The organism is Streptomyces sp. LHD-70 (assembly GCF_031157275.1).
Taxonomy (GTDB): domain Bacteria; phylum Actinomycetota; class Actinomycetes; order Streptomycetales; family Streptomycetaceae; genus Streptomyces.
In genome coordinates this window covers 17,514-43,398 of sequence record NZ_JAVIFW010000007.1, presented here as the reverse complement: position 1 = coordinate 43,398, position 25,885 = coordinate 17,514, and the positions used below count along the sequence as shown (strand labels likewise).

Here is a 25,885-nt window from a genome sequence, read left to right as displayed (position 1 = left end):
AAAGCCTTGTCCGAGAAGCTGCGTGGCCGTCAGATCGAGATCTCCTGGCCCGACCTCGGCATCACGGTCACCGCTGACCTTGACGACCGCAACCCCGCACTCGCCGACGCCCTGTGGGAGTCCCTGCCCTACCAGAGCCTCCAGGGGCACGCCCTCATCGCGGGAGAGCACCTCTACCACGTAGCGCCGATACCCACCCTGCTGCACACCCCCCACTCCACGCGCATCCCCGACCGCCGCGAGGCCCCGAACGGCACCGTCTTCTGTTCCGGCTTGCAGCACCTCGGCATCAAGTACGGCACCCTCACCGAGCCCATGCCCGCCACCCCCGTCGGCCAGGTCCGTGCGGCGGACATGCCCGCCCTCCTGGAAGCCGGGGCCGAGATCTGGGACGCCGTCTACTCCACGAAGAAGGAGATCCACGTCGAGGTCCGCCGCGCCGGCGAGGAGGGCGGACACCGCATCCCGAGGCTCCGCGCCACCGACACGGACGCCGACCGGCTGATCGCCGACATCTTCGCCGAGACCGAGCAGGCCTGGCTCACGCCCCCGGCCGAGCTGGACGGCCTCCACCAGGGCGTCATCCCCTCCCAGGCGGGCAACTTCGGCACCGTCCTTCCCACCCTGCTGTTCGTCAACGGCGAGACCAGGCCCCTGGGCTACGCCTCCTACGGCGGACTCGTCCGCGCCGCCGTCCAGGACATGCCGATGGCCTCCCTCGCCCACATGGCCCGCCTCCTGGTCGGCGTGCCCGCCGAGTTCCTGGGCTACTGCGGACTGGAGAAGCTGTGGGCGTTCACCCAGCGCTTCCTGGACCTCGTCGACCGCCTCGACCGTGACGACTTCTACGCCGTCACCAGTCAGATGGCCCTCTACATCAACTGCCTCGGTGGCTGGAACCTCCACCTGTACCCGTGGGAGACCGGAGACCACCTGCGCCAGCAGGGCGCCACAGCAGGCGCCTAGCCCTACCGGAGCGAAGTCCGCCGAGGAGATGAAGTCCGCAGCGGAGATGAAGCCCGCCCGAGGAGACGGCGACACCGGCACTCCTGACCGGCACTGCTCACCAGCACTCCTCTCCGCCGTCCGAACCCACACCACAGGAGAAGACCTTGCGCGTCCTGCCTGCCCGAGCTGACGCCGTCGTCATCGGCGGGGGAGTGATCGGCACCTCCGCCGCCTACCACCTCGCCGCCGCCGGCGTGGACACCGTGCTGCTCGAACGCGGGAGCCTGGGTGGCGGGGCGTCCGCGCACACCGCGGGCATGGTCCGTACGTACTTCCCCGGCAACCCCGACACCGGGCGAAGGGCCGTGCGCAGCCTGAACGCCTACCGCGACTTCGCCCACCACACCGCGGCCCCGCTCGGCCTGAAGCAGCTCGGGTTCCTGGTGCTGTTCACCGACGAGGAGCAGATCGCCGCGTTCGAGGCCACCCGGCAGGACCAGCAGGCAGCCGGCGTCCAGGTCGACCTGATCAGCGCCCGGGATGCGGCCGGGCTCAACCCGCTGGTCGACGAACGTGCCGTCCTGGCCGCCGCCTGGTCCCCGGAGGCGTACCACGTGGACGGCCTCGACATCGTCCGCGGCTACGCAGCCGCCGCCCGCAACCACGGCGCCCGCCTGCTCACCCACACACCTGTCACGGGCATCGACGACGACAACACCGTCCACACCCCGCAGGGCAGCATCAAGGCGGACAGCGTCGTATGCACGGCGGGGCCCTGGTCCGGCGAGGTGGCGGCCATGGCCTCGGTCGACCTGCCGCTGACGCCGCACGCGGTCGAGATGCTGTTCACCGACGTCCCGCCGTCCCCGCACCACGAGCTGCCCATGACGATGCACGCCGCGTCCGGGCTGCGGATCCGGTCGTGGAAGGACCGCATCCTGCTGGCCATGGGCGCACCCAAGGACGGCGAGACGCGCGCAGCCTGGCTCGGCCGTGTCGCCGGCCACCTCGGCGCCCTGTTCCCCGCCCTGGACGGCATCGGTCTGCATCGCGCGTGGTCCGGTGACTTCGACGCGAGCCCCGACAACACCGCCCTCATCGGCGAACACCCCACCCGCCGCTTCCTGTACGCGGCCGGATTCACCGGCGCGGGCCTCTGCCAGGCGCCCGCGGCCGGGGAGAAGCTCCGCGACCTGCTGGTCGGCAAGTAGCCATGTCAGGAAGGAATGCCGTGATCGTTCTGGGATGCAACGGGTTCAGCCGGGTGTCGGAGTTCTTCTCCGAACGCCTCGGCGCGACCGGCATCAACAAGCATTACCTCTTGGGCCACGACGCCGCCGCGGCACTCCTGATCGACGGCCGCCTGGTCGCCGCCGTGGAGGAAGAACGCCTCAACCGGGAGAAGAAGACCACCGACTTCCCCAGGCACGCGATCGACTGGTGCCTGCGGGAAGCCGGGATCACCCTCGACGACGTCGACGTGTTCGCCTTCCCCTGGAACTGGTCCCCCCGGATCCTGGACGAGATCCTGGACGGCATCCGCACCTCGCCGCTGCCGGAGGCCGAGCAGGCCGAACTCATGGGCACCATGCGGGACTTGTTCGAGCAGGTCGTCAGCCACGAAGCGATCCTCGCCGACTTCGAGGCCCGCACCGGACACCGCCCCGACCCGGCCAAGGTCCGCTTCGTCCCGCACCACCTGGCCCACGCCACGACCGGCTACTACCTCGCGGGCATGAAGGACTCCGCGTTCCTCGTCAGCGACGGCCGCGCCGAACGCTTCTCGACCCTGACGGGCGAGATCCGCGACGGCCGGATCACCGTCTTCGACGACACGGTCACCGGCTCCGAGTTCTCCATGGGCACCCTGTTCTCCGCCATCACCCGCTTCCTCGGCTTCGTCCCGAACAACGACGAGTACAAGGTGATGGGCCTGGCCGGATACACCGCGCCGCCGACTCCGAACCCCTTCGTCGACCACCTCCTCACGCTGCACGACGACGGCCGCTACACCTTCGCCAAGCCCCTGCAGACCGACGACGTCCACAGCCACGACGCCCTGTTCGAGGAGTACTTCGGGCCCTTCGAGGACACCCTCGAGTACAAGGCCCGCGTCGCCGCGGCCGCGCAGCAGATGCTGAACGTCGCCACCGCCCACCAGGTCAGCCGGCTGGAGAAGAGGACGGATCTCGACCGGCTGCTGTTCGAGGGCGGCGTCGCCCTGAACTGCCTGAACAACACCCCGCTGTTCGAAGGCTCCCGCTTCGCGGACCTGCACGTCAGCTTCGGCGCCTCCGACACCGGCATCACCATCGGAGCCGCGGCCCACGCCTGGCTCAACGACCCCGACCCCGACACCGCCCCCGACCCCGCGAGCCTTTCCACCGCCGCCCCCGTCAGCCCGTACCTGGGCCCGGCCTACGACGACGCCGCGATCGAGGAGGCCCTGGAGGGCTTCACCGGCCGCGTCCACGCCGTACGCCTGGACGACGACGAACTGGTCGAGCAGGTGGCGAAGCTGCTGACGCGGAAGGTCGTCATCGGCTGGTTCGAAGGCCGCGTCGAGCACGGTCCGCGCGCCCTCGGGCACCGCAGCATCCTCGCCAACCCGGGCTTCGACGACATCAAGGACATCATCAACACCCGGGTCAAGCACCGTGAACCCTTCCGCCCCTTCGCTCCCCTCGTCCTCGAGGAGCAGGCGCCGGAGATCTTCGACATGGGGCGCAAGACCAGCTCCCCGTACATGACGTTCGTCTTCCCCGTACGCGACGCCTACAAGGACCGCATCCCCGGCGCGGTACACGTGGACGGCACGTCCCGCATCCAGACCCTGACCGACGAGGGGACCCCGCGGCTCACGGCACTGCTGCGGAGGTTCACCGCGCTCACCGACACGCCCTGCCTGATCAACACCTCGTTCAACGTCGCCGGCGAACCCATCGTCTGCACCCCGACCGACGCCCTGAAGTGCTTCATGGGGACCGAGATCGACTACCTGATCCTCGGGAACCACCTCGTCACCAAGAGCGAGCGGCCGGACGGACGCTGAGCCCCACTGACACCCCCGGCAATCCTCGCCGGGGACCACCGCACCACCCCCCGCTTTCACACTCTCTCTCAACGAAAAGGAACTGCCATGAGCACCAGCACCACGGAGACGGTCACCCAGGAGCGCGCCTGGATGGAGCAGGCCGTCGAGCTCGCCACCACCAGTGCCCTCAACGGAGGTGGCCCCTTCGGCGCCCTCGTCGTCAAGAACGGCGTCATCATCGCCTCGGCCAACAACCAGGTCACGTCCACCTGTGACCCGACCGCGCACGCCGAGGTCAACGCCATCCGTGCGGCCGGTGCCGAGCTGGGCACCTTCATGCTGGACGGCTGCACCCTCATCTCGTCCTGTGAGCCGTGCCCGATGTGCCTGGCCGCCTCCCTGTGGGCGCGCGTCGACCGGCTCATCTACGCCGCCGACCGCGACGACGCCGCGGTGGCCGGTTTCGACGACCGCGTCTTCTACACCCTGCTCGAGAAGAAGCCCCAGGCCGCGTGGCCGATGGAGGTCGAGCACCTCGACCTCCCCAACCGCACCGCTCCGTTCGACGCGTGGATCGCCAAGTCCGACCGCATCGACTACTGAGCAGCCCTCACCGGAAGCCCGCTGACTGGGAGAAGGAGCACACCTCCGTGCCGATCCAGCGCAAGCACACCATGTACCACTCCACCATCCTCGAGGCCGACCCGGACACCGTGTGGGCGACCGTCCGCGACGCGATGCAGATCCTGGCGATCGTGTCCCCCGGCGACCTGGACATCCACACCGACGTCACGTGGGTGGACGGAGCCTCGGTCGACACGGTCCCGGCCCGCTACGACTTCAAGCTCACCCTCAACGGCGGCCTCGTCCAGCAGGAGATCGCCGCCCGGGACGAGATCAACAAGACCCAGTCGTACCGGGCCATCGCCCCCACCAGCGGAGTCCAGAGCTATGAGGCGACCATCCGCGTACTCCCCATCACCAACGACCCGGCCCGCAGCTTCTTCGACTGGTCGAGGGTCCTGGAGATCGCCGAGGACGCCGACCGACAGGTCGTCGAGCGCATCATCGACGTAATGGAGAAGCAGACCGACGCCGTACGCGACCACTTCGCGCAGCCCGCGAAGTGAGCGACGTGACGACGCTCGTACTGCTGCGGCACGGCGAAACCCCGCTCACCCCTGGGCGGCGGATCTCCGGCAGCTCAGGATCCGACCCGGCACTCTCGCCGGACGGACGCCGCCAGGCCCGGGCGACGGCGGACGCCCTGGCCCACCGCGGCGGTATCGAGGCGGTCGTCACTTCACCGATGCGGCGTTGCCGGGAGACCGCCGAGTCCGTGGCCACACGCCTCGGACTGACGGTCCGAGTCGACCGGGACCTGCGGGAAGCGGACTTCGGCGCCTGGGAGGGAATGACCTTCGCCGAAGTCCGCGAACGCTACCCGGACGACCTGAGCGCGTGGCTCGCCTCGCCCGAGGCTCCCCCCTCGGGCGCGGGCGAGACCATGCACGAGGTCACGCTCCGTACCGCCGCCGTACGAGACGCCCTCCTGGCCCGGTACGCCGGCGCCACGGTCCTGGTCGTCTCGCACGTCGGCCCCCTCAGAACCCTGATCCGCCTCGCCCTCCAGGCCCCACCTCCCACCCTGTTCCGCATGGAGGTAGCCGCTGCCTCCCTGTCGACGGTGTCGTACGACGAGGACGGCACGGCCACGGTGCAGTCCCTCAACGACACCCACCACCTGACCTGACCTGACCGGCAGCGGGCACGGGCTGCTGTCGACCTCCGGCCCGATTCGTACGACCATGGACATCCGGGCGACCCCGACCCGAAACGGCCGGCACCATGTGGACCAGACACATACACAGGCGCATACACAGCCACATACACCGACACATACGCAGACACATACGCAGACACCGCGAACCGCGGCTCATGGCGAGACGTCCGCGCACCCCGACCACGCTCTCCGTCGCCGGGATGGCCACACTCCTCGTCACCGTCAGCGCGTGCACATCGAGCACCACCGAGGTGGCGCCGACGCCGCGAGAGCGGCAGAGCACCAGCGAGGTCGCCCTGGAGCGGCCGACGCCCGGCTCGGCACGGAGCACAGCACCGGCACCACGCCCCACCAGCGACGGCCGCCCGCAGCTCGCCCACCTGACGATCCCGGACATCGGCGTCCGCGACCTGCGTGTCGAGCCCTACCGGGGCAAGACCGACGACGGCCCCGGAACGGCGATCCAGAACCGCGGTATCGCGGCCAGCCCACACGGCAGGACCGGAGGAGTCGGCCCCGGAGGCGTCGGCAACTACCAAGTGACGGCGCATCGCAACACGGCGGGCGGACCGTTCGCCGCACTCCCCGAACTCCGGAACGGCGCCAGAATCGAAGTGACCACCGACCGGCGCACCTTCGTCTACCGGGTGACCGGGACCAGAGAGACGTCGTTCCGGTCCGAGCGGTCCCTGGCGGAGCAGCGCGCCGCCGTTCCCGGCCACCCCGGCCGCACCCCCGACCAGGCCGTCATCACCCTCTCGACGTGCGCGACCCAGGAGGACCACGCCGCCGGGAACTACTGGGTCGACGACCTGGGCAATCCGGAGCACCGCATCGACAAGATCGGAAGACTGATCAGCTCGCGCCCGAACTGACCCGCTCCGTCCGCGGAGAACAAGGGTGGACCGTCCGCGTAACCGTCAGAAGAACCACCTGCGGAAGCGAAGAAGGTTGGGTCGTGGAGTAGAAGTTGGTCCGGGCCGGGTCCGGATCTTGGCGGACGGTAGCCGTATTGGATGCGGAGGCGGTGAGTGCCCCTGTGGCGCCACAAGGCAGGCGGTCAAACCCGCGCACAGTTCGCGGGCCACGCGGTCGCCGGTGTGCGCTCCCCCCGACGGAGCGCCGGGTTAGCAAGGTGAAGCGCATGCCCCGGCACCGGCGAAAGGCAGGCACGCGATCCGGCAGGATGGTCGCATGCCCCACACCCCCATACGGCCCGCACAGCCCTTCGACGAGAAGTGGATCACCCAGGCCCTCAACGGTTTCATCGAAGGTTCCGGACACTGGGGGCCCGGCACGCTCGCCGTGTTCACCGAGGTCGGCGGCTACTTGACAGGGAGCGGCGAGGAGCCGCCCGCGCGGAACCGGGGCTGGAACTGGTACCGGTTCATCGGCCGGTGCGGCGCCGTGGCCCTGCGGGCGAGCTCCTTCCACGTGCAGGACCATGTGCGCGCGGTCCAACTGGCGATGCTGGATGTATGGGCAGAAACTCCCTTTGCCGACCCGGAGGTTCGCGTCCGGATGCGTACGGGCGTCCTCGAACTCGCCGACAAGGACACGCGTGCCGCTCGGACCCACGATGGTGCCATGGTCGCTCTGCACGGGCTCGGCGCCGGCCGGGACGGGCAGCGCTTCGTCGAGTTGCGCACCGGCACCGCCCAGCCGCCGGCACCAGGTCGGATCACGGCCACCGAGCCGGTGTTCGCGGCTGGTTGGGACACACCTGACCGACTGCGGCGCCTCGTGCACCTCGTACGGCAGAAGGGCCCCGCGCCCTGGGACCGCGAGGCGGCCGTGGTGCTCGCCGAGCGGACCGGACTGAGCCGGGCCGGTGCAGCGCTGCTGCTCGCCGGAATACCCGATGTGAAGTACGGGAACGGGGGACTCGATGCCGGGGCGCGCAAGGTGATGGGACTCAAGCAGTCCGAAGCCGAGACAGGTGCAAGGGAGTTGGCGACCCTGCGGGTGGCCGAGCGCCTCGACCTGCTGGCCGACGTGCTGCCCGCGGACCCCGGGCAGCTGTGGTTGGAGGGCGGACAGCTGGCGCTCGCCGAGCGGATCGCCGAGGCCTGGCGCAGGCAACAGGGCGTACGCCCCGCCGTGCCCGAGTCGACGCTCGCCGTCGCCGCCGAGCACAGCGATGCACGGATGGCCCCGGCAGCCGTGTGCGCCGTGTTCGCCGATCCCGCGCGCGAGCCGCGGCTGACCCGCGACCCTGACTCCCGGCTGCGGGTGAGCAGCATCAGCGGCGGCGGCTGGGAGGGCGACGAGGGTTTCCGTTTCAGAGAGCTGCTCGCCGTGGTATACGACGCCGTCGACTGGGTGTACGCCGAGCTTCCCGAAGGAGATCCCGTACGCCGGGGTGTCCCTGAGACCGTAAGGCTGCTGCGCGAACGCCTGGCCCACCCGGGGTTGCTGCTCTCCGCCCGTGGCCGCAGCCTGCGCGGCCGTACCGTGGCGGACCTGCTCCCGGGCTTCCCCGGAGCCGTGTCCTACTTGGACGCCGCCGAGCCGCTTGCCCATCCCACGCTGGACGACGGCCTGGTCGTCGTATCCGAGGCAGGGTTCGACCGGCGCGGTGAGCGCGAGGCGCCCGGCGTGTACTTCCGGCCCGGCCGCTACGGCGCCGACGAGCGCTCGCGGCGCCTGGAGGCTGTGGTCGACGCGGAGGACTCGCATCTGGCGCTGGTCCGCCGGCTGCGCGGTCCCGAGTTCGAGCGGATCGTGCAGCGCATAACCGAGGGGTCGCTGCCGCCGGGCGGCTACGAGACCGATCCGCGGCTGTCCGCACCAGAGGTGGTCGAGGAGGCGGCCGCCACCACCGGTCTGGATACGGACGCCGCCACTCTGTATCTGCAGCTGCTCGCCCTGCCCGTGCCCACCGACCGCCGTCTCCGCCGCTTCAACCGGTGGACTCCCGCGCACCACAAGGCCGTTGCGGCCGCACTCGTCGAGGTCGGTCTGGCGGTCGCCGACCGCAGGGCCCGGGCCGGGCGGGGGGTGTTCCTGCCCGGCGACTGGGCGGGCGGGGACAAGTTCTACCCTCCGATGGAGACCTGGAAGGCCGAGCTGCTCGGGGTCCGGGTCATCGGGCAGAAGGTCTATTCTCGGCCCGTCGCCGGCCCCCTGCCCGAACTCTTCGCCCGGGCCTGGCGGACGCGTCCCCACTGAGCGCATTTCAATCCGCTGGGCCCGCTGGCTGGAGCGGCCGGCGACCGATGCCGAGTTCGAGGAAGCCGCAGGGGTCGACGGGGCCGGTTGGTCCGCTACTGGTCCAGGAGAATTCGCTTAAGACGCCAATCGTGGCGCGAGGGTGTTGAAGCGATCGCGGAGGGTAGCGCAGGTGTAGAGGTTGCCTGGAGTGGAACGGAGTCTCCAGGCAACCGACTTGGACTCTAGAAGAACCCAAGTTTCTTAGGGCTGTATGAAACAAGAACGTTCTTCGTCTGCTGATAGTGGTTCAGCATCATCCGGTGGTTCTCCCGGCCGATGCCCGACTGCTTGTAGCCGCCGAAGGCCGCGTGGGCCGGGTACGCGTGGTAGTTGTTCACCCAGACGCGGCCCGCCTGGATCGAACGGCCCGCGCGGTACGCGGTGTTCATGTCCCGGGTCCAGACGCCGGCGCCCAGGCCGTACAGCGTGTCGTTGGCGATCTTCAAGGCGTCGTCGTAGCCGTCGAACGAGGTCACCGAGACGACCGGGCCGAAGATCTCCTCCTGGAAGATCCGCATCCGGTTGTCGCCCTCGAAGATCGTCGGCTGGACGTAGTAGCCGCCCGCCAACTCGCCGTCGTACTCGATGCGTTCGCCGCCCGTGAGGACCTTCGCGCCCTCCTGCCGGCCGATGTCCAGATACGAAAGGATCTTCTCCAGCTGGTCGTTGGATGCCTGCGCGCCGATCATCGTGTCCGTGTCCAGCGGGTGGCCCGGCACGATCCGCTCCGTGCGGGCCACGGCCGCGTCGAGGAACTCGCGGTAGTGGCCGCTCTGGACGAGGGCGCGCGACGGGCACGTGCAGACCTCGCCCTGGTTGAGGGCGAACATCGTGAAGCCCTCAAGTGCCTTGTCGCGGAAGGCGTCGTCCGCCGACCACACGTCGTCGAAGAAGATGTTCGGCGACTTGCCGCCCAGCTCGAGCGTCACCGGCTTGATGTTCTCCGAGGCGTACTGCATGATCAGCCGCCCCGTCGTCGTCTCCCCGGTGAACGCCACCTTCGCGACCCGCGGGCTCGACGCCAGCGGCTTGCCCGCCTCCGCGCCGAAGCCGTTGACGACGTTCACCACCCCCGGCGGCAGCAGATCCGCCACCAGATCCAGCCACACGTGCACCGACGCCGGGGTCTGCTCGGCCGGCTTCAGGACCACCGCGTTGCCCGCCGCGAGTGCGGGCGCCAGCTTCCAAGTGGCCATCAGAATCGGGAAGTTCCACGGAATGATCTGCGCGACGACCCCGAGCGGCTCGTGGAAGTGGTACGCGACCGTGTCGTCGTCGATCTCGCTCAACGTGCCCTCCTGGGCGCGCACCACCCCCGCGAAGTACCGGAAGTGGTCGATGGCGAGCGGGATGTCGGCGGCCAGCGTCTCCCGTACCGGCTTGCCGTTCTCCCAGGACTCGGCGACCGCAAGCGGTTCGAGGTTGGCCTCCATCCGGTCGGCGATCCTGTTGAGGATCCGCGCGCGCTCGGTCGTGGACGTGCGCCCCCACGCGGGCGCCGCCGCGTGCGCGGCGTCGAGCGCGCGCTCCACGTCCTCGGCGGTGCCGCGGGCGATCTCCGTGAACGGCTGACCGTTGACCGGGCTGGGGTTCTCGAAGTACTGGCCACGGGCCGGCGGCACGTACTGGCCGCCGATGAAGTGGTCGTAGCGGGACTTGTAGGACACGAGGGCGCCCTCGGTGCCGGGCGCGGCGTAACGGGTCATCTCTGCGGGCCTCCCGGGAACGGCCGCCCGCCTTCGGGCAGCCCCTTGCCGGGGAGGCTAGGGACGGGGAGGTTGCAACCACGTTGCCTCCGGCCGGTACGGAAGGCCTGCGCCCGGCCGGTTCGGGAGGGCCTGCGCCCGGCCGGTTCGGGAGGGCCTGCGCCCGGCTGGTTCGGGAGGGCCTGCGCCCGGCCGGTACGGAGGGCCTGCGCCCAGCCGCTACGGGAAGGCCTGCGCCCGGCCGTTACGGACCCGCCTGTTCCGCGTCCAGGTCGCGCTGTCGCGCCCGGGCCGCCGCACGCTCCGGAGTGCCCGGCCGGGTGGCCGCCACCAAGGCCTGCCACACGTCGAGATCGTCACCGCCCCACCTGCTGTACGCCCAGTCCGCGAGGAGCTGCGGATCGGCGCGCTCGATCAGCGCGTCCCGCAGCGACCGCTCAAGCTGGTGCCGCAGCCGGGCCACCTCCGGAGCCTGCGACAGCGGCAGCAGCGGACCGTTGTACGAACCGAGTGCGCCGGACACCGACCCCGCCGCGAGCCGCCGTTCCGCGAGCAGGAAGTCCGCGTCGACCTCGGCCGTGAAGCGGTACGGGCGGGACGCCAGCAGCTCGGCGCCGAGCAGCGAGCGCAGCCGCGACAGCTCCGCCCGCAGCGTCACCGGCGACATCGACTCGTCCTCGTAGAGCCCGAGCAGGAGCTGGTCCCCGGTCAGGCCCTCCGGATGCCGCGCGAGGAGCACCGCAAGCTCGCTGTGCCGACGGCTCAGCCGGGTCTTCCGCCCGTGCGCGACGAGCAGCGCCTCGTCCCGGCCCAGCGCGTACAGCTCGACCGTCGCACGGCGCGACGGGCGCCGGTCCAGGGCGAGTTGGGCCTCCGCGGCCCGCGCCACGGCCTGGACGAACGCCAGGCTCATGGGCTCCGCAAGTCGGTCGCCGCCCGTGATGTCCACCGCGCCGATCAGCTGACCGGTGTGCGGATCGTGCACCGGCGCCGCAGCGCACGTCCAGGGCTGCACCGGCCGGCTGAAGTGCTCGGCCGCGAAGACCTGGACAGGGCGGCCCACGGCCACCGCCGTACCTGGCGCATTCGTGCCCATCGCGGACTCCGCCCAGCGCGCGCCCGGCACGAAGTTCATGCGCTCCGCACGCGCCCTGGTCGTCGCGTGCCCCTCCACCCACAGCAGCCTGCCGTGCACGTCGCACACCGCGAGGAGATGCTCCCCGTCCATCGCGAACGTGCTCATCAGCTCACGGAACAGCGGCATGACCCGCGACAGCGGATGCTGCGCCCGGTACGCGCCCAGATCGCCGTCGACCAGCTCGACCCGGGCCGTGCCCTCAGGGCTGACCCGCGCCCGCGCCGAGCGCCGCCACGAGTCGGCCACGACCGACCGCACCGGCCGGGCGACCGTCCCCGCCGACGTGAAGACCGAGTGCGCGCGGCGCAGCATCCGGACCCGCTCGACGCGGTCGGTGCCCGGCGGGAGTGCCACCCATGGATCGGTCAACTCTGCCTCCCTGAACGGGCCTTGCGGTCCGTGCTGCTCCAGTCATCGTCGCCTCGCTCGTACGAGCCGACAACAGCCATGACAACAGAAGTCGTGTCCGGACGGTGATGATTCGGTCACATGGGGTTCGTGGGGTGCTCCCACTGCCGATAACCCGGTGCGGAGTAAAATGAACGCTCGAGGAGGGATCGCTCGAGTTGATTACGGGAGGTGAATCGGTGCCCGGAATTCGGGTGCCCCGCCATCATGATCACGGCAACGAGTGAACTGTTCGACCTGGCTGCTTCCAGTGGCGCCGTCGGGCGTATCGCCGCATTCGTCGGTGGCATCGTCATCGTCGGCGGCCTGCTCGGGGCCTTCTGGCTGGGCAACAGAGTGCGAGACCGAGAGCCGCACCGACCTCGACCGGAGGAGCAGCCGAAGCTGCCCGATTCCGGACCGGTCCGAGAGATTCGGGAAGTGCGGGAGGCAGACGAAATGCCGCAGGCCAAGGAGGAAAGCGAACGGCTCATGCCGTACGCACTCCACGCCTCAGGATCGAGAAGGAGCGAGAACCAGACGCCACCTCGCTGGACTCCGGGAATGAGCGGGTCCTTCGGCAGCGGTGGTCTCCGGTAGTTTCCAGGCAGTTTCCAGACAATTTCCAGGCACTGAACGAACTCCCCCAGGAATGCCTCGAACTCCCCGAATCATTCGGGGAGTTCGAGGCATCATTGGCGCTATTTGGCCCGGCAATGGCGCTATTTGGCCCGGCGTCATTCGGGGAGTTCGCGCCGTTTCAGCGGACGCGTGGCCGGGCCCTGCAGGACCGAGCCGTCCGTGGCGAACCGGGAACCGTGGCAGGGGCACTCCCACGTCCGCTCGGCGTCGTTGTAGTGCACCAGGCAGCCGAGGTGAGGGCAGCGCGCGGAGAGCGCGGTGACCTTCCCGGTGTCGTCGCGATGCACCGCGCAGGGCTTGCCGCCCAGGCGTACGACCGCACCGCCCCCGCGCGCGACGTCCGCAAGGGAAGCGGGCTCGCCGGTGTGCAGCCGGTCCCCGATGAAGTGGCCCGCCACGGAGGCCTGCTGCGCGACGGCATGGCCCGCGTCCCGGACCGGCGGCAGCCGGCGCGGGTCGTACAGCTCGGTCCACGCCGGACGCGGCCCGCCCGCGATGTGCGCGGCGAGAAGGCGTCCCGCCATGACGCCGTTGCTCATGCCCCAGCCGCCGAACCCGGTGGCGACATACAGATGTTGGCTGCCGGGATGTGCGTGGCCCACATACGGCAGCTGGTCCATCGCGTCGTTGTCCTGCGCCGCCCAGCGGTAGACACGGTCCGCCTCCGCGAACCCCGGCAGTTCCGTGCACGCCCATGCGTCGAGCCGCTCGAAACGCTCCCGTACGCCACCGGCGCCCGGTTCGAAGGCCTCGCCCGTCACGATCAGCAGCCTGCGCCCGCTGTCGTACGGGGCGCTGCGCAGTGAACGCGTACCGTCCTCCGGGGTGATGAACATGCCCACGGGCGCCGCTGCCGCCGTGACGGGCGCCGCGAGGACCAGCTCACGCCGAGGTTCGAGGAGCGTGAGCAGCAGCGTGCGGTCGAAGACCGGGTAGTGCGTGGCGATCACCACGTCCCCCGCGTGCACCGTCACGCCCTTGCCGCCGTCCGGGCTCTCGACCGTCAGTCGGCAGTGCGCGCCGTCGTGCAGGGCCGTGACGCGGGAGTGTTCGTGGATCCGCCCGCCCGCGGCCGTGACGCGCTCCGCGAGGCCGAGCAGGAACTTCCGCGGATGGAACTGGAGTTGACCGTCCACGCGCACCGCGCCCGCGACGTCGAAGGGCAGCCCCGTCTCCGTCACGAACGACGCGTCGAGCCCGGCCCGCCGCGCCGCGGCCGCTTCCTCCTTCAGCTCGCCGACGCGCTCCGGATCCCGCAGATACGTGACCGCGGGCATGCGCTCGAGATCCGCCTCGATGCCGAGCTCGGCACAGAGTGTGACGGTCCGCTCGACGGCCTCCTGCTGTGACCGGGCGTAGAGATACGCTGTTTCACCGCCGTGCTCCGCCTCGAGCCGCGCGTATTTGAGGCCGTGCGCCGCGGTCACCTTGGCCGTCGTGTGCCCGCTCACCCCGGCCGCGACCCGGTCCGCCTCCAGGACGATCACGTCGAGGCCCGCGCACACCAGTTCCCAGGCGGCGCACAGGCCCGCGATGCCGCCGCCGATCACGGCCACGTCGGCGGTCTGATCGGACTCCGGCGGCGGGTGGTCCGTACCGGACGCGGTGACCATCCAGTACGACGCGTCCACGGTCGGTCGTTGCTGCGTAGCCATGTCGTCCCCTGACGGGTCCCCTGCCGGCCTCCTCATCGTGGCACGTTCGACCATCCGGGGCATATCGGCGGTGACGGAGGGTGGTGAGCGCTCACTCACCGCACGAACTGGAGGCGCTGGAGACACTGCACGGGACCAGAGGCACCGCACGGGCCAGAGGCGCCGCACGAGCTACAGGGAGTTCACCAAGTCCATGTAATGGGACCAGTCCCAGTGCGGCCCCGGATCGGTGTGGTCCGCGCCCGGCACCTCGTTGTGGCCGATGATGTGGCCCCGGTCCTTCGCGATGCCGTACGTGGCGCACAGATACGCGGTGAGCTCCGCCGACGACGCGTACATCGCCTCCGTGAACCACTCCGGTTGGTCCACCCAGCCCTCGTGCTCGATGCCGATGCTGCGCGTGTTGTAGTCCCAGTTCCCGGCGTGCCAGCCGACATTCCGGTCCCGTACGCACTGCGCGACGTGCCCGTCCGCCGAGCGCACCACATAGTGCGCGGAGACCTGCGCGTCCGGGTTCTGGAAGATCGCGAGGGTGTCGTCGTACGTCTCCTGCGTGACATGGACGACGACGAAGTCGACCGGGTACGTCACGGGCCGGTTCGACACCGTGTAGTTGGAGGTGCTCGCCGGGACCCACTCGGCGTCCGGATAGTCGGCAGGGCGCTTCCGTGGCTTCGGCAGCTTCGGCAGCTTCGGGGGCTGCGGCAGGGCTTCGGTCCGGGTGGGGACGAGGAGGGCGGCGGGGACGGCGGCGAGGGCGGCGCCCTGCAGCAGACGGCGCCTGCTCGGACCTCCGGTGGGGACTCCGCGTGCGCGGTCCATGGGGTGACCTGCCTTTCCTGTGGGGGAGTTCAGGTGCGGGATGTGCTCCTCGGGTGGCGCGGTGGGGGAGTTGTGGTCGTAGGGGCAGGAGCGGTTTCTTATTTGGGAGGGCTCAGAGGGAGGCTCAGAGGGAGGTGAGTGCGGCTGCCGACAGGCGGAGGCGGGCGTGCGCTGCGCGGTGGCTCTCGCGCTGCGGCAGCCACTCCTTGCGGACCTTCGCCACGCTCGTGTAGTTCGTGTCGCAGACGTTGGCCAGCGGCGACTCCACGGCCTGCGTGAGGAACTGGTACGCGTCCATGTCGCTGAAGCCGTAGTCCCGCACCAGCCAGCGGACCAGGTCGAGTTGGGCGACCCGGAACGCGTCCTCGAGCGGGCGCGCGGAACCGGTCGACACCAGGTGCGTGTCGGACTCGATGCGCGGCCACGGCGTGGCCAGGTCCTTGATCAGGTCGACGATCACGACGGTGTGCATGGCGCACTCGACGGCGACGCCGCATGTCTCGCCCTCGCCCTGCCGCGCATGCCCGTCGCCCAGGCTGAACAGCGCGCCCTCCACGTTCACGCCCAGATAGCAGGTGACCCCCGCCCTCATCTCCGGCGTGTCCATGTTGCCGCCGTGCGCGTCCGGCACCAGGGCCGAGCGCACCTCCAGATTCGCCGGCGCCACACCGACCGTGCCGTGCATCGGATCCAGCGGCAGGTCGACGGTGAACTCGCTGTCGTGCGCGGCGAATCGGGCCGTACGGCGCTCCCGGTCCAGCTGCCAGATCCATACCTGCTCCGGCAACGGCGGCTGCAGCCCGGCCGTGGTGTGGGTGCCGGTCAGCGCCCCGAACAACGGCACCGTCGTCGACGCGGCCCAGTCGCGCGCCGGTTCCACGGACACGAAGTGCACCGCCAGCGTGTCGCCCGGCTCCGCGCCCTCTACGTGGAACGGCCCGGTCTGCGGATTGAGGTACGGGAACTCGCACACCTCGGACACCAGGTCCTTCTCGGACCGTACGCGCCCTCCGAAGCAGTCCTCCGTCCAGAGGTCGAGGACCGTACCGGGCGCGATGCGGGCGACGGGCGGGGCGCCGCCGAACGTCCAGGCGTAGTCACCGGGTTCCGGACGTACGCTGAGGATCCTCGGGTCGCTCATCGCGGCACTGCTCCGCTCTGTCGTGGTCGTGGGGGGCCGTGCCGGGTGCACCTTGGTTGTGCCCGCGCGGAACGCGGTCTACGCGCGTGCCGCTGCCCGAAGTCTGCCTGTACGCAAGCGTGTTGGTCCCCGCCTCCCCGAAACCGCCTCTACGCGCGCGTGCGGCCCCCTCACGTTCCGCGTTCCGCGAAAGTCGCCTCTTCGCGCGCGTGCGGCCCCTCACGTTCGGCGAAAACCGCCTCTACGCGCGCGTGCCCCCCGCGTGGGGTGCCTCGGGCCGGTCGCCGTTCCCGTACACCATCGCGCGTTCCTCGTCCGTCAACGGCGGTGCGGTGAGAGCTGGTTGGCTCGGCCCGCGCAGCGCCGCGAGGACCAGCCTGGGGCGGAACAGGCCCGTCGCCGGTGCCGAGAGCGTCATGACCTCCAGGAGGCTGCGGGCGGCGTACGGGCGGGATGTGGCCGTCGACGTCAGCCGGTCGATGTACCGCTGCCCGGCACGCTCCAGGAACGTCGGCCGCGGCCCGGTCGCCTCCGGGTAGAGCACGTCCTGCCCGGCCGCCATCTGCCACGCCATGTCGATCGGCGTGGCGACGGCCCGCTGCACCCGGCGCGCGAGCCCCGTCGCCTGCGGCCCGTTCCTGCGCAGCTCGGCCCGCAGCGCAAGGACACCCTGGGCCGCCACCGACATGCCGTGCCCGTACACCGGGTTGTACGTCGCCACCGCGTCCCCGAGGACGACGAAACCCTCCGGCCAGGTGCGGCACTTCTCCAGATAGCGGCGCCTGTTGTACGTACTGCGGGAGAGGGTCACCTCGTCGTCCAACGGCCGTGCTCGTGCGATGAGTTCACCCACGACCGGGTCGCGCACCTCGCGTGCGAACCCTTCGAACTCCGCCGCCGCCTGCGGAGGGTGCGCACCGCGCGTGCCGCACAACGTCACCAGCCAGCGCCCGCCCTCGACCGGCACGATGATCGAACCCCTGCCGGGCTCCCCAGTGTTGGCCCGAGGCTGCACGTTGACCAGCGGGAAGTCCGCCACACCCGGCGGGGCCTGGTAGAGGCGGCTGGCGTAGAGGACCCCGGCGTCCACCTCCGCCTCGCGGACCGGGCCGATCCCGAGCCCGGAAAGCCACTGCACCGCGCGCGTGCCGCGGCCCGAAGCGTCCACCACGAGGTCCGCCGGCAACTCCTGCACACCACCGCCGGGGGAGTGCGCCCGCACCCCGCGCACCCGGCCCGCCGAGCCCAACAGGCCCGTCACCACGGTCTGTTCGAGCAGCCGCACCTCGGGCAGGGCCAGGACCCGGCGCCGTACCCAGAAGTCGAGCAGGTCGCGGCTGCAGGAGATGAGGAACTGCATCTCCGTGCCGCCCCGCCGGAACCAGCCCTGCGGCGTCATCGACACCAGCGCCGACGGCAGCGGGATGCGGTGCGCCCCGGCGGCCGTCCAGTCGTCGAGGACGCCCGGTAAGAGGCTCTCGATCGCGCGGGCACCGCCCGACCACAGGATGTGCGCGTGCCGCGCCTGCGCGAGCGATCGACGCGGCGACGGTCTCTGCGGCAGGGCATCGCGCTCGACGACGGTGACCTCGTCCACCTGCTCGGCGAGGGCCGCGGCGGCCAGCGTGCCGGTCAGGCCGCCGCCGATGACCACGGCACGGCGGGGACGAGGGCGGGGAACGGTGCTCATACGTGTTGTCCTTCTGCTTCGGCCGCCTCCCGGCGGAACCGGGCCACGACCGCCGAATGGCGCATGGCCTGCGAGATCCTGCGCAGATCGGCCTCCTCGGCCGGGACCGCCCCGGGCGGCAGGCCGGGTCGCGCGGCGTCGTCGCGGCCCGCGGCCTGCCGGTCCGGCGCGAGGCGTTCGAGCTGCGCGGCCACCGCGATCATTGCGGCCGTGCCCGCGACCTCGGCGTCCCGCTCTCCGTGCCCGTCCCGGCGAGCGGCCTCCGTGGCCTGCTCGCGGATCCGCGCGTCCAGGGCGGGGCCCAGGCGCAGGAGCGCGTCGTGGATGGCCGTCTCACGCTGCATCACGCGCAGGGTGAGCGACGTGAGCGGACCGAGGGGCACCTCGTGCGGGCCGCTCGCCGAGCGTGAGTCGAGCTCCTGCAGCAGTGGCCCCAACTGCCGGTACGCGCGCCAGTCCCGCCACTTGCCGACCACCTGCGGGCCCGCCATCGGCAGCAGGAACCCGGCCGGACAGAGCGTGCCGCCGACGGCCGCGAGCGGCGGGCCGATCGACGTGCTCAGGACGTCCCAGTCGACGCCGTACCAGCGCGCCACCACCGCCGTCAGCTTGCACACCGCGTTCCCGAGCGTGATGGCGAAGGCGTACACGAGCAGCAGCAGCCCGGCCCGCAGCCAGCCCGTCGCCTTGCGCGACCAGCGCAGGCACAGCACGCTCATGCCCACACAGAACGCGCCGTGCGCCACCAGATAGAGCAGGATCATCTCCCTGATGTACGGGGAGTTGGCGTAGTACGTGTCGAAGTCCTGCAGCCGCTCCACGGGCGCGTGCCCCAGGAAGAACAGCACGAACAGCGCGACCGACACCGCCCCGAACCCGCCCGCGCACCAGCCGCTGACACGCCGCACCGTGGCCTGGTCCCCGCTGTGCCAGCAGATCAGCAGCACGAAACAGGAGGCGGACAGGGCGCTCAGGATCGAGTACGTCACGGGCGCGGCCAGATTCGGAACGCCGGACGCCGAGTTGACGACCTTGATGGTCGGCGGAGCCGCGAACGTGAACACAAGGCCGGCCAGGAAGATCAGCGTGCACAGCGACCACAGCAGGGGATCGCGCCAGTTCCTGATCAGCGCGGGCAGCTTCAGGGCCAGCGCGAAGCCCAGGACGTACGCCGGTATGTAGTAGTCGCCCGGGCTCACTGCCTCTCTCCCAGGGAGCGCCCCGGCGCACCGAGCAGCGGACCCGCGCCGTCGAGCACCGCCCCGAGCCGCTCCAACGTCTCCTCGTCGCGGCGTACGGGCTCCAGGAGCGTTCCCCGCGCCGTGTCCCAACGACGGGCCACCGCGGCCGGGTCTTCGCCCGTGAGCAGCCCGGCCGCCTGCGCGGCCGCGCCAAGCGCCACCAACTCGCGTGCTTCCGGGACCTGGACGGCCCGCCCGGACAACCGGCGCACGGTCTGCTGCCACGCCGTGCCGCGCGCCCCACCGCCGATGAGCAGCAACGGCGCGCCCTCGCCCGTACAGGCGTCGCCTGCGTGTCCTGCCTGTCCTGCCCGACCCGCGTGACCCGCCAGTCCCGCCTGTCCCGCACGGCCCGCCGGACCCGTCTGACTGGGCGGATCCGCCTTGCCGCCGAGGACGAGGTCAAGGGCCCTGAGGAGCGCGAACGCCGCACCGTCGTACGCCGCCTGCAGCACCTGACCGCCGCTCGTGTCGTGCCGGAGGCCGTGCAGAAGCCCGGACGCGGTGGGCAGGTTCGGGGTGCGTTCACCGTCGAGGAACGGCAGGAACGTCGCCCCGCCGCCGGGCTCGACCGCCTCACGGTCCAGGCCGAGCAGCGCCGCCACGCGGTCCACCGCGAGCGTGCAGTTGAGGGTGCAGGCCAGGGGCAGCCAGTCGCCGCGCGCATCCGCGAAACCGGCCACCGTGCCGGACGGGTCCGCCGGACGCTCCCGGGACACCGCGTACACCGTCCCCGAGGTGCCGAGGCTCAGCACCGGAGTGCCGGGCCGCAGCCCAAGACCGAGCGCGGCCGCCGCGTTGTCACCCGTACCAGCCGCCACCAACACGCCCTTGGAGAACGGCAGTTCCGCACGCCCTCGCACCGTCCCCGCGACCTCGCCGGGCCGCACCACGCGTGGCAGCAACGCCGGGTCGAGGCCGACGGCGGACAGCACGTCGGTGTCGTACGACTCTGTGGCGGCGGCCCACCAACCGGTGCCGGAGGCGTCGCCGCGGTCGGTGGTCGCCTCGCCTGTCAGACGCTCGGTGAGGTAGTCGTGCGGCAGCCGCACCGCCTTCGTCGCGGCCGCGGCCTCCGGCTCGTGCTCGCGCAGCCACGCCCACTTGGGCGCCGTGAACGCCGGTGCGGGCACGCTCCCGATGCGCCCCGCCCACCACTGCGCGCCGCCCAACTCCTCGACGAGCCGGGCCGCCTGCGGCGCGGACCGTACGTCGTTCCACAGCAGCGCCGGCCGCACGGGGCGGCCGTCCGCGCCGAGCGTCACCAGCCCGTGCTGCTGCCCGCCCACCGAGACCGCCGCCGCCTCGTGCGCGGCGTCCCCGCACTGCCGCAACGCCTCGACCAGGGCCTCCCACCACTGCTCGGGGTCGCTCTCGCGTCCCGCACCCGAGGACACGGTGTGCGGCGCCTGCCCGCTCGCCACGACCCGCCCGGTGGCGGCGTCCACGACGAGCACCTTGGTGGACTGCGTCGAACTGTCCACGCCCACGACAAGAGGTCCATCGGCTGCTGACATGACGGCTCCGATTCGCGAGGCGGCCTACCCGGGGGCGCCCCGGTGTACGGCGGGGCGCCCCGGATACTAATGGGCTGTGTGCTGCGAAGAAACGGCGCACGCCTGAGCGTTGGGCAGCGGCGGAGCTGGACGTACCCCGCGGTGCCGTCCCGGGGGCCAGCCCCCGGACCCCCTCCTCAAACGCCGGAGGGGCTGAATTTCAGCCCCAGCCCGCCAAACTCAGCCCGTCCGGCGCTTGAGGACGAGCCCGAAGGGCGATCGGGGTCCGGGGCGGAGCCCCGGGAGCTGTCCGCAGGCCAGGCGGCGCCAGCCGCATATCGACACAGTCGGGAAGGGGCGGGGAGGGGAAAAGCACGCACCTCGCTGGGCCTGACGGATTGCTTTGCAAGGTGTGCGAGGGAATCGGCGGGGTGCGCGCGTCGCGCGAGACGCCGGTGCGGCGGCACCCCGCGTACCGAGGTGTCGCCGCGCCCGCCTTCAGTGACGTGTCCGCGCTCACGCCTCCCCGGCGGCCGCCGCCAGCGCCGTCGCCGGGTCGTGTGCCGCCGGGCCCGCCGGGGTCCAGCGGCCGCGTTCCTTGCGGTAGGGCCACCAGCGGCCGTCCCGGCCGAGGCGCAGCTGGGTGCGGGCGCCGGGCGCGGTCCAGCGGTTGCGGGTGGCGCGCAGGGCGGGCCGCTCGTCCTCGTCCCAGGCCGTCTCCAGCGCGGCACGCGCGCGTGCAGCCGATTCCGCCTGCGGCGTCCACTCCTCCTCCAGTACGGCGAGACCCGCCGCACCGCCCAACTGCCAGGCCCGCACGGCCAGTCGGAGCCCCTCCGTGTCGCGTTCCGTGCCCTCGGCGATGCGCGCGAGCACCCGTAGGTCCGCATCCGGCCCGGCGTCCACGGCGAGGCGCACCGCGTCCTCGGCGGTCGTCGGCGGCGCCTCGGGTGCGGTGGGCCCGTGGCCGGGCGCGAGCGCCTCCGTCAGCGTCCGGTGCGCCTCGGCCGCGGCCGCGACGGCCAGGAACTCCACGGCGGAGGCGTCCACTCCGGGCGCGGGCGCCTTCTCCGTGTCCAGGGACGGCGGCGTGCCGGGCGCCTCGGGCAGCACGGGGAGCGGCGGCAGCGGGGGCAGGATGCCGCCCGTCGCGTACGCCTCCTCGGCCGGCACCCCCTCGGCCGCCTCGGGCTGCCGGGGCGCGGCCTCCCCCTCAGGCTCGTCCTGCGCGGCCCGCGCGACGCTGCGTACCTGCAGCTCGTCGAGCAGCGCGCGCTCGCCCCGGCCGCGCAGCAGGAGCAGTACGAACGGATCCTGGTCGAGCAGCCGCGCCAGCTGGTAGGAGAGCGCCGCGGTGTGCCCGCAGTGGTCCCACGCGTCACAGGTGCACTGGGGCTCCAGGTCGCCGATGCCCGGCAGGAGTTCGACCCCGGCCGCCGCCGCGTCCTCCACGAGGTGCGGGGGCATCTCGCGGTCGAGGAGCGCCGCGATGTGCCCGGCCCGCTCGACGGCCATGTCGAGGAAGGTGTCCCACTCGTCCGCACTGAGCTGCTGCAACAGCACGTCGGAGCGGTGCCCGGTGCCGTCCCGGTCGTTCACCACGGCGGTGATCCGCCCCGGCCGCACCGACACCGCACCCACCGCCCCCGAACGCGCAAGCCTGCGGCCCGCCTTGAGCTGGGCGGTCTCCAGCGCGGTGTCCTCCAGCGCCTTCAGCCAGGCCTGCCCCCACCAGGTGACGGCGAAGCCGCGCCCGTGCGCGGGCGGAAGCGCCGCGAACGTCCGCTCCTCCGCACCCTGTCCAGGCCCGTCGTACGACTCGTCCCGCTCCTCGTAGCCGCCGCGCAGGCCGTCCCGCTCGTGTCCACCACTCATCGCGTGCCCCCTCGAAGCGCCACCAGATCGGCCAGTTCCGCATCCGTCAGTTCGGTCAGGGCCGCCTCGCCGGAGCCGAGAACCGCGTCGGCGAGCTCACGCTTGCGCTCCAGCATGGCCGCGATCCGGTCCTCGATCGTGCCCTCCGCGATCAGCCGATGCACCTGCACCGGTTGGGTCTGCCCGATGCGGTACGCACGGTCCGTGGCCTGCGCCTCCACGGCAGGGTTCCACCAGCGGTCGTAGTGCACGACATGCTCGGCCCGCGTCAGGTTCAGGCCCGTCCCCGCAGCCTTCAACGACAGCAGGAAAACAGGCACTTCACCGGCCTGGAACCGCTCCACCATCCGCTCGCGCCCAGCCACCGGCGTACCGCCGTGCAGGAACTGACTCGGCACCCCACGCGCCGCCAGATGCCCCTCGATGAGGCGCGCCATCTGCACGTACTGCGTGAAGACCAGGACGCTCGCGTCCTCGGCGAGGATCGTGTCGAGCAGCTCGTCGAGGAGTTCCAGCTTGCCGGAGCGCCCGGACACCCGTGGGCGCTCCTCCTTGAGGTACTGCGCCGGGTGGTTGCAGATCTGCTTCAGCCCCGTGAGGAGCTTCACGATCAGGCCGCGCCGCTCCATCCCGTCGGCCGCGGCGATCGCCGCCATCGTCTCGCGCACCACCGCCTCGTACAGGCCCGTCTGCTCCTTGGTGAGCGACACGGCACGGTCGGTCTCGGTCTTCGGCGGGAGCTCCGGCGCGATGCCGGGGTCGGACTTGCGGCGCCGCAGCAGGAACGGCCGCACCAGCCGGGCGAGGCGCTCGGCGGCGGCCGGATCGCCGCCGCCCTCCACGGCCTTCGCGTACCGGGAGCGGAACGTGCCGAGCCGGCCGAGCAGCCCCGGCGTGGTCCAGTCGAGGATCGCCCACAGCTCCGAGAGGTTGTTCTCCACCGGGGTGCCGGTCAGTGCCACGCGCGCGTGCGCCCTGATTCCGCGCAGCTCCTTCGCTGTCGCGGAGAACGGGTTCTTCACGTGCTGCGCCTCGTCGGCGACGACCATCCCCCAGGCAGCGCCCGCCAGTTGGGCCGCGTCGAGGCGCATCGTGCCGTACGTGGTGAGCACGAACTCGCCCGCAGCCAGGTCGTCGAGGCTGCGCGTGCTCCCGTGGAAACGGCGCACAGGGGTGCCCGGCGCGAACTTCCGGATCTCGCGCTCCCAGTTGCCCATCAGGGACGTGGGGCAGACCACCAGGGTCGGCCCGGCGGAGGCCTCGTCCTGCTGCCGGTGCAGGTGCAGCGCGATCAGTGTGATCGTCTTGCCGAGGCCCATGTCGTCCGCGAGGCAGCCGCCGAGGCCGAGCGAGGTCATCTGGGCGAGCCAGCCGAGGCCGCGCAGCTGGTAGTCGCGCAGCGTCGCCGCGAGCGCCGCCGGCTGCTCCACGGGCGCGGCCGTCTCGGGGTCCGCGAGCCGCTCACGCAGCCGTGCGAGCCACCCGGAGGGCTCGACCTCGACGCGCCGGCCCTGGACCTCCGTCGAGCCGGTGAGCGCCGCGCCGAGCGCGTCGACGGGGCTGACCTTGTGGTCCTGCTGGGCACGCGCGCGTTGTGCCTCTTCCGGGTCGAACAGCACCCACTGGTCGCGCAGCCGGACCACCGGGCGGTTGGCCTCCGCGAGCTGGTCGAGCTCCTCGCGCGTCAGCTGCTGATCGCCGAGGGCGAACCACCAGTTGAAGGTGAGGAGCGCGTCAGCGGACAGGAACGACGGCATGCCGTCACCGAAACCGCCGCCGTGGCCGGCATCGCCGGGAGTCTCCGCGTCCTCCGCCGGGCCGATCACCGCGCGCGCGGTCAGCTTCCGGGCCAGCTCGCGCGGCCAGTGCACGTCCACACCCACCGCCGCGAGCGTGCGCGACGCGGGCCCGAGCAGCTCCGTCACGTCCTCGTCCGCCAGCTCCACGGCGTCCGGCACGGCGGCGGAGAGCAGCGGCGCCAGCGGCGCCCACGCACGCGCGGCGCGGCGCAGCGCGAGGAGGGCGTCCAGACGCGCTCGCGGCCCGAACGACCGTGCCGCGGGCCCCGATTCGGCCCACACGTCGGCCGCGTCGGCGACCAGAGCGGGGTCGCTGACGCTGTGCATCTGCAGCACGGCACGGAAGGACCCGGGCGCCTCCTCCGCGCCCTCGCCGGTCAGCCCGGCGACCTCGACGCGCAGCGACACGCGTACGCCCGCGTCCTGCCCCGCCGCCACATCGGCCGCCCACTCCCGCTGCCCGGGCAGCAGCTGCGGCGCCTCGGCCGCGAACGCCCGCTGCCCGGCGGCCAGTTCGGCGGCGGGGGAGCGGGGCAGGGTGTCGGCCATCGCATCGAGGAAGGCGCGCAGCAGCCGCTCCGGGTCGGGGAGGAGCAGGGATTCGTGGGAGTGCGCGTCGCTGAGGGCCTGGGGTGCCGCGTGTGCCGTGGGTGGCATCGCGGCCGCCAGGTCGCGCAGCAGCCGCAGGTCGTCGGCGGTCAGCGGGCCGACGCGCCAGGCGTCGTGGTCGTCCGCCGAAAGGCCGGGCAACAGCAGTCCGCGCGCGACCAGTTGAAGCCCCCACAGGGCAGCGGCACCCCAGAACGCCGACGCGGAATCGGCCTCTTCAAGAGTGCGCGCCCGCGTCAGCACAGGGAGCGCTTCCCTTACGGACATGAACCGCGCGGGTACCCGTGCGAGCTCTACCGCTCCGGAGTCCGCGGGCAGGGCGACGGTCAGCTCCTCAACGGTGCCGATCCCGGCCGCCGGGGGATCCTGGCCGTCGCTGTGCCAGAACGCCACACGGCCGGTTCGGGCCGGGTCTCCCGGCAGAAAAACGGCACTACAGAAGGAGAGTTCAAGGATCTCGGAGAGAGTGACTGCGGGTGGCCTAGGCACAGGGATGTCGAATTCCTCAAATTTGACTACCGAGCGAGTCGCCGAGGGTACTCCGTCACACCCCCGCCAGGCGAACGGTTCCGCTGTGATGGTCATCACTGTGCGTCCCGGGGTGCGGCAGACCGCACCGCGCACCCCCGAAAAGCCCCCCTTCGCGCACGGGTGGTGGCGCCATGGTTGCGCATGGTCACACATACGTAGGTTCGAGTAGGGCTAC

General features: G+C 71.6%; 19 protein-coding genes. 9 read left to right on the top strand and 10 right to left on the bottom strand.

The annotated features are described in order from the left end of the window. Nucleotides 1-6: 6 nt before the first annotated feature. The 8 genes from RCO28_RS15060 (at nucleotide 7) to RCO28_RS15025 (ending at nucleotide 8,936) form a co-directional block, all read left to right on the top strand. Nucleotides 7-966: a hypothetical protein gene (locus RCO28_RS15060; protein ID WP_308941620.1), complete on the top strand. Its 960-nt coding sequence runs from the start codon at nucleotides 7-9 to the stop codon at nucleotides 964-966. A 146-nt stretch (nucleotides 967-1,112) separates the two neighbouring features. Next, on the top strand, nucleotides 1,113-2,159 hold the full coding sequence (locus tag RCO28_RS15055) for an FAD-dependent oxidoreductase (RefSeq protein ID WP_308941619.1): 1,047 nt from the start codon (nucleotides 1,113-1,115) through the stop codon (nucleotides 2,157-2,159). Nucleotides 2,160-2,179: 20 nt separating this feature from the next. Then, entirely contained in the window at nucleotides 2,180-4,000 is a 1,821-nt protein-coding gene (locus RCO28_RS15050; protein ID WP_308941618.1) for a carbamoyltransferase C-terminal domain-containing protein, read from the top strand. An 87-nt stretch (nucleotides 4,001-4,087) separates the two neighbouring features. Then, nucleotides 4,088-4,585: a nucleoside deaminase gene (locus tag RCO28_RS15045; protein WP_308941617.1), complete on the top strand. Its 498-nt coding sequence runs from the start codon at nucleotides 4,088-4,090 to the stop codon at nucleotides 4,583-4,585. Between the two features lie 47 nt (nucleotides 4,586-4,632). Further along, nucleotides 4,633-5,112, top strand: coding sequence for an SRPBCC family protein (locus tag RCO28_RS15040; RefSeq protein WP_308941616.1), 480 nt, complete (start codon nucleotides 4,633-4,635; stop codon nucleotides 5,110-5,112). A 5-nt stretch (nucleotides 5,113-5,117) separates the two neighbouring features. After that, nucleotides 5,118-5,735: a histidine phosphatase family protein gene (locus RCO28_RS15035; RefSeq protein WP_374991167.1), complete on the top strand. Its 618-nt coding sequence runs from the start codon at nucleotides 5,118-5,120 to the stop codon at nucleotides 5,733-5,735. 185 nt (nucleotides 5,736-5,920) lie between these two features. After that, on the top strand, nucleotides 5,921-6,640 hold the full coding sequence (locus tag RCO28_RS15030) for a sortase domain-bontaining protein (protein WP_308941615.1): 720 nt from the start codon (nucleotides 5,921-5,923) through the stop codon (nucleotides 6,638-6,640). Between the two features lie 319 nt (nucleotides 6,641-6,959). After that, nucleotides 6,960-8,936 carry a hypothetical protein gene (locus RCO28_RS15025; protein ID WP_308941614.1) on the top strand — a complete coding sequence of 659 codons (1,977 nt, stop codon included), beginning with the start codon at nucleotides 6,960-6,962 and terminating at the stop codon, nucleotides 8,934-8,936. Between the two features lie 224 nt (nucleotides 8,937-9,160). Here the strand turns inward: RCO28_RS15025 and RCO28_RS15020 are convergent, their stop codons facing one another. Both RCO28_RS15020 and RCO28_RS15015 read right to left on the bottom strand, forming a co-directional pair. After that, complete coding sequence (locus RCO28_RS15020; RefSeq protein WP_308941613.1) at nucleotides 9,161-10,684, bottom strand: aldehyde dehydrogenase family protein; 1,524 nt, start codon at nucleotides 10,682-10,684, stop codon at nucleotides 9,161-9,163. 244 nt (nucleotides 10,685-10,928) lie between these two features. Next, nucleotides 10,929-12,191 carry a GAF domain-containing protein gene (locus RCO28_RS15015; RefSeq protein ID WP_308941612.1) on the bottom strand — a complete coding sequence of 421 codons (1,263 nt, stop codon included), beginning with the start codon at nucleotides 12,189-12,191 and terminating at the stop codon, nucleotides 10,929-10,931. A gap of 246 nt (nucleotides 12,192-12,437) precedes the next feature. On the opposite strand from RCO28_RS15015, the gene RCO28_RS15010 reads away from it, so the two are divergent. Next, complete coding sequence (locus RCO28_RS15010) at nucleotides 12,438-12,809, top strand: DUF6479 family protein (protein ID WP_308941611.1); 372 nt, start codon at nucleotides 12,438-12,440, stop codon at nucleotides 12,807-12,809. 137 nt (nucleotides 12,810-12,946) lie between these two features. Here RCO28_RS15010 and RCO28_RS15005 read toward each other — a convergent pair whose 3' ends face one another. The 8 genes from RCO28_RS15005 to RCO28_RS14970 all read right to left on the bottom strand — a co-directional run bounded on the left by RCO28_RS15005 (nucleotide 12,947) and on the right by RCO28_RS14970 (nucleotide 25,668). Further along, complete coding sequence (locus tag RCO28_RS15005) at nucleotides 12,947-14,506, bottom strand: FAD-dependent oxidoreductase (protein WP_308941610.1); 1,560 nt, start codon at nucleotides 14,504-14,506, stop codon at nucleotides 12,947-12,949. A gap of 171 nt (nucleotides 14,507-14,677) precedes the next feature. Beyond that, nucleotides 14,678-15,328, bottom strand: a complete 651-nt coding sequence (locus tag RCO28_RS15000) for a peptidoglycan recognition family protein (RefSeq protein WP_308941609.1) — start codon at nucleotides 15,326-15,328, stop codon at nucleotides 14,678-14,680. Nucleotides 15,329-15,452: 124 nt separating this feature from the next. After that, the gene (locus RCO28_RS14995) at nucleotides 15,453-16,469 is read right to left on the bottom strand and encodes an acetamidase/formamidase family protein (RefSeq protein ID WP_308941608.1); all 1,017 of its coding nucleotides are present in this window, start codon (nucleotides 16,467-16,469) and stop codon (nucleotides 15,453-15,455) included. Nucleotides 16,470-16,710: 241 nt separating this feature from the next. Continuing rightward, nucleotides 16,711-18,159 (bottom strand): pyridine nucleotide-disulfide oxidoreductase, encoded by a 1,449-nt coding sequence (locus RCO28_RS14990; protein WP_308941607.1) that lies wholly within the window; start codon nucleotides 18,157-18,159, stop codon nucleotides 16,711-16,713. Further along, nucleotides 18,156-19,358: an MAB_1171c family putative transporter gene (locus RCO28_RS14985; RefSeq protein ID WP_308941606.1), complete on the bottom strand. Its 1,203-nt coding sequence runs from the start codon at nucleotides 19,356-19,358 to the stop codon at nucleotides 18,156-18,158. Before RCO28_RS14985 ends, RCO28_RS14990 begins: the two co-directional genes overlap by 4 nt. Next, nucleotides 19,355-20,917: a xylulokinase gene (gene xylB, locus RCO28_RS14980; RefSeq protein WP_308941605.1), complete on the bottom strand. Its 1,563-nt coding sequence runs from the start codon at nucleotides 20,915-20,917 to the stop codon at nucleotides 19,355-19,357. Before xylB ends, RCO28_RS14985 begins: the two co-directional genes overlap by 4 nt. A 495-nt stretch (nucleotides 20,918-21,412) precedes the next feature. Further along, complete coding sequence (locus RCO28_RS14975; protein ID WP_308941604.1) at nucleotides 21,413-22,771, bottom strand: SWF or SNF family helicase; 1,359 nt, start codon at nucleotides 22,769-22,771, stop codon at nucleotides 21,413-21,415. After that, a complete protein-coding gene (locus RCO28_RS14970; RefSeq protein ID WP_308941603.1) occupies nucleotides 22,768-25,668 on the bottom strand; it encodes a DEAD/DEAH box helicase in 2,901 nt (966 codons plus the stop codon). The genes RCO28_RS14975 and RCO28_RS14970 overlap by 4 nt, the downstream gene beginning before the upstream one ends. Nucleotides 25,669-25,885 lie beyond the last annotated feature (217 nt).